Raw genomic sequence first — 4,961 nt, 5'->3', positions numbered from 1 at the left:
CCGGCCGCTCGACTACTTCACCGGCCGCAATTAAGTTGGCTAATTGGGCATCCATCACCTGGATATTTGCCACGGACATCTCCTCCTTGCCTGTCCGTTAGATATGCTTTTTTAGTTCAAATAAAAAGTTCATCGCCTGCATGGGCGTCATATTCAACAAATCCGCTTCACGCAGCTTTTTGAGCGCTTTTTCTTCCGCTTTGCTCGGCACAGTACGCTCTGCCTTCTTCCCGGCGGCCGGTTGCCCCGGATTCCAGAAGAGCTCGAGCTGTTCGGCTTCTTCCGCTGCGGGTGCACCGATTGTTATCGGCTCGCATACCGGCTCCGCTCCGGAATTCTGTTTGTTCGTCTGCAGCTGCTCACCGCCTGGCGCCACTTCCCGCGCTACCGCGCCTTCGTATTCATCCAGCAGTTGGTTGGCACGCTCAATAATGCGGGGGGGCAGCCCTGCAATCTGGGCGCAGTAAATGCCGTAGCTTTTATCAGCCGGACCGTTGACCAGCTTACGCAGGAAAATCACGTTATCTTCCGTTTCATTGACCGCCATATGAAAATTCTCCAGCCGATCAAGTGTCGCCTCCAGGTGTGACAGCTCATGATAATGGGTCGATACAAGCGTCTTACAGCCGATATCGTTATGCAAATATTCAATAACCGCTTGGGCGATGGACATTCCTTCCGATGTCGAAGTGCCCCGGCCCAGTTCATCGATAATAACAAGACTGCGTTCTCCGGCGTTTGTAAGTGTAACCTCGATTTCTTTCATTTCGACCATGAATGTACTCTGGCCACCCACCAAGTCATCCGCCGCTCCAATCCGGGTGAAGATTCGATCCACTGGCGTCACCTGCGCGAACTCAGCGGGTACGAAGCTGCCCATCTGCGCCATAATCACGATAAGCGCAACCTGACGCATATAGGTGCTTTTCCCCGCCATATTCGGACCGGTGATCAGCAGAATTTGTCGGTCAAGGCCCAATTCCGTATCATTCGGCACGAACGGTTCTCCATGCAATACCGCTTCGACGACCGGATGGCGGCCATCCCGAATGACCAGCGGACCTTCCGTCAGAATCTCGGGTCTTACATAGCGGTTATCCTGGGCCACCGTTGCAAGCGACTGCAGCACATCCACCGTCGCCACCTGCAGTGCCAACGTCTGCAGACGTTTCACTTCCCGGGCAATCCGCTCCCGGATTTCAACAAACAACTGGTATTCAAGCTCGGAACGCTTCTCTTCCGCTTCAAGGATAAGCGCTTCTTTTTCTTTTAATTCCGGCGTGATAAACCGCTCGGCGTTCGCTAGCGTTTGCTTACGCTCGTAGCGTCCTTCCGGCAGCGCGCTCAGGTTCGCTTTGGTTACTTCAATGTAGTAGCCGAACACTTTGTTATAACCGACCTTAAGCGAACGAATGCCTGTTGCCTGGCGTTCCTGCTGCTCAAGACTGGCAATCCATTGCTTGCCCTCGCGGCTGGCGGTGCGCAGCTTGTCCAAATATTCATGGTATCCTTCTTTAATCAATCCGCCCTCTTTCATAGCAACTGGCGGCTCGTCCACAATGCCGTTGTCGATGATCTCAACAATATCGCGGCATGGGTCCAGCCGGTCCGCTACGTCGCGCAGTGCATCCGAGCCAACTGCCAGCTCACGCAGTATGCGTTTAAGCCCCGGCACGGCTTTCAGAGAGGATTTCAACTGCACAAGATCACGCGGACTGGCCGTACCATACGCGATGCGACCGGCCAGTCGTTCCAGATCGTATACGTCTTTCAGGCAGGTGCGCAGCTCATCGCGCGCCAGCCAGCCGTCCAGCAGCGCCTGAACGGCCGCCTGCCGGCGCTCTATCTCGGCTTTGCTGAGAAGCGGTTTATCGATCCAGCGGCGCAGTAAGCGACCACCCATTGCTGTGACCGTCTGATCCAGCAGCCAGAGCAGTGAACCTTTCTTTGATTTATCCCGAATGGTCTCTACCAGTTCAAGGTTGCGGCGCGTAAACTGATCAAGCACCATGAACGACGATGCTTCATAGATCGTTACCCGGTGCAGATGATCAAGCGAACGCTTTTGCGTTTCTCTGAGATACGACAAAAGCCCGGATGCCGCCACCAGCATCGCATGCGTACTTTCCCGTCCGCTCTTCACATCGCCAAATAGCGTCCTAAAGCCTTTATGCGGATCCTGATCCGCTTCCTGCCGTTCGACGGAGCGCTTCGTAACAGCGATAGAATAAAGTTTTAACCGCTCGGATACCCCTTCTTCTACTGTCACATCGTCTGCAAGCAGCACGACTTCCGAAGGGCGATACTGCATCACTTCATCAAGCAGATGCGACTCGGAACCCACTTCTGTTACATAGAATTCTCCTGTGGAAATATCGCACGCGGCAAGTGCGAACGCATCTTCTTGTTTATATACCGATAGCAAGTAATTGTTTTCTTTGTCCTGCAGAAACTTGCCTTCCATCACCGTACCTGGTGTGATAACGCGGGTCACTTCCCGGCGCACAACGCCTTTGGCCTGTTTCGGGTCTTCTACCTGTTCACAGATAGCGACTTTATAGCCTTTCTCGATTAGCTGGGCAATATACGTATCGACAGAATGATACGGGACGCCGCACATTGGAATGCGTTCTTCACCGCCCCCTTCGCGTCCGGTCAACGTAATCTCCAATTCCCGCGACGCGGTCAGCGCGTCCTCAAAGAAGAGTTCATAAAAATCACCCAGCCGAAAAAACAGAAATGCGTCCCGATACTGGGCTTTGATCGCGAGGTATTGCTGGATCATGGGGGTATATTTCATAATGTTTCTTCTCTCCTGTACCTGCATTTTCTCCTCTCTCATTATAACATACTGTGCTCATACGCTCGATGGTCGATAGAAGTCTCCGGTTGAAATGGCGGCAGCTTCCAGGCAGGACGGATGTCGACGTATTCCTCCCATTCACCTCTCTCTAGCACCTGCTGGGCGAATGGTTCTAAATACGAGGCATATCGGGCATATCCATCCACTTGACGCAGCTCTTCCCAGAGTCCGGACATCAGCGGCGCAAACGCATCACGGTTTCCTTGATAGAAGGCGTGATGCATTCGGGAACTAAGCAGCGGCAATGCGCGCAAATTCTGATACGATTCGGCAATCAGGTGGCTTAGCGCTATTACACCGCGAGCCACCTTTGGCGATGCGAGCCAGCTCGGCAGCGTCCGGTATTCAAATCCCCCGTGAAATTGCAGCCGCATGTCGCCCAACTGCCCGTAACGCGGCCTTCGTGCCAGCGAGCGCGGGCTTTCGATCAGAAAGACAGACAGCGCCAGATACGCATCCAACGCGCGCAGCAACTGCGAATTCGGCGCTATGCCGCTGAAATGGATATGACCGCCGATCGGGTACCCGGTAAGCGGCATGCCGCCCACTACCCATTCAATATGAGAGGAGCCGATTTTTCGGATACCTACCATCATAGCGCGATACAAGTTACGAAACAACTCTTTTGCGTCTTCCGCAGGCTCTGGACGCAGTTCCCCAAGCGGCAGGTGCGTCTTCGTCGTATCGCCCCTCAGGGTCGCACGGTCGCACCCTACAATCCCCTCCTTAGGAAAACAGCTCGATGCAAGTATCAGCTTACCGGCCGAATTACGCAGCACAAACTCCAAATCCGCCCCCAGCATAATCGATTGTTTCCGCATGTTATAGCGCCTACAGAATTGGGCGACATGAAAAACAAATTTCCGGGCCAGCGTATCCGTCATGCGAAATGTCGGAGCGATACCCAGCACATAGACTTCGCCGTTTAGACCGACGCCGAAATAGACGGCCGCAAAATCCAATCCCAGCGCATATACACTGCGTACCGCATACTGCCGCAAGCGGCGGATTTCCTTCGTTTTTTGATCGGATGCAATCTCCTCATAGTCATTCTCCCCCTCGCGAATACGGGTGTGCAGCCAGAGGCGAGGCTCGGAAGAACGATATAAACTAATGATATTCTGCTGAAAAACAATGGCTATGTAACGCCGAATAGTAGCCATGGCCGGCTTCCCTTTCTCTGCATACGAAATGCCAATATCTGCAAGCATTTTTTCCGTCGCAGCTGGATCTAACGCGTTGGCAATCGCCTCTTTTCCATTTAACACCACTGTACGCCGGTCGCAAGCGGAGAGTCCGGCATCTCCCCACTGCAGTATGAATGGCGGTTCTCCAATCAGATTTCCTCCTGCATTTCCCTTCCAATACTTAAGCAGAGAGGGGTCAGGTGTATCGGCCTGGCCATACAGCAGAAAACAAGTCATAGCCCCGCTTCCTTTCCCGTAAAATACTTTAAAAAGAAAAAGGGAGGATGCTCCCTCCCACGGTTATAAGCCCATATGCGTGTTAGTCGAGGAATGTGTCAGGATCAAGATCAGCGAAATCGTCCAGTTCCTCAAAATCGTCGGTGAAAGTGTCATCTTTTTCGCCGTCATCGCAAGAGTCGCAAACCCAGACACACAACTTCGTTTCCCCGACAATTTCTACCGCATATTCGCGCTCGACCGTAACCACGACTCCACCGCCTGGCTTCACCTTCGCCTCCACGCAGTTTGGCTCCTGTGTCACACGCGCCGTTACTTCCACTTCCCCACGCAAGTTATGGTCATAATAAGACAGAGGAACGACTTCCACAAACTTCGCAGTTTCCTTCAACACCGTAGTCTCTGTGTTGTTGTTGTAGGAATACCAGAGGTTAATTTCGTATGCTCCGCTCACCTCGACCGTTTCGCCTATCTTGTCGGCCCGGTATGTGTGATTGATAACCCAGGCACCTAAGATAGTGACCGCTTTGTGGGATGGGGTAACGGTATGAGTGGCTTCGGAAAACTTACGCCCCCGGCCGCAGACAGCTTTGGTGACGATTTCCCGGCACTGCTTCTCTTTATTCGTACTCGACATGTTGTTACCTCCTCCATGCAACGTTTCCCTATATGTG

3 protein-coding genes are annotated in these 4,961 nt (G+C 53.0%); all 3 read right to left on the bottom strand.

Annotated elements, in window-relative coordinates; all coding sequences use genetic code 11:
* Window positions 1-97 precede the first annotated feature (97 nt).
* Window positions 98-2,800 (bottom strand): DNA mismatch repair protein MutS, encoded by a 2,703-nt coding sequence (gene mutS / locus B2899_RS14825; RefSeq protein ID WP_246147338.1) that lies wholly within the window; start codon window positions 2,798-2,800, stop codon window positions 98-100.
* A gap of 41 nt (window positions 2,801-2,841) precedes the next feature.
* Complete coding sequence (locus B2899_RS14820; protein WP_146810672.1) at window positions 2,842-4,287, bottom strand: putative amidoligase domain-containing protein; 1,446 nt, start codon at window positions 4,285-4,287, stop codon at window positions 2,842-2,844.
* 82 nt (window positions 4,288-4,369) lie between these two features.
* On the bottom strand, window positions 4,370-4,924 hold the full coding sequence (gene cotE, locus B2899_RS14815) for an outer spore coat protein CotE (RefSeq protein ID WP_146810674.1): 555 nt from the start codon (window positions 4,922-4,924) through the stop codon (window positions 4,370-4,372).
* Window positions 4,925-4,961 lie beyond the last annotated feature (37 nt).

It is taken from the genome of Aneurinibacillus sp. UBA3580 (genome assembly GCF_002375825.1).
In the GTDB taxonomy this organism is placed as follows: domain Bacteria; phylum Bacillota; class Bacilli; order Aneurinibacillales; family Aneurinibacillaceae; genus Aneurinibacillus; species Aneurinibacillus danicus.
Note: the sequence above shows the minus strand (reverse complement) of the source record. Positions and strands in the feature narration are given on the sequence as shown.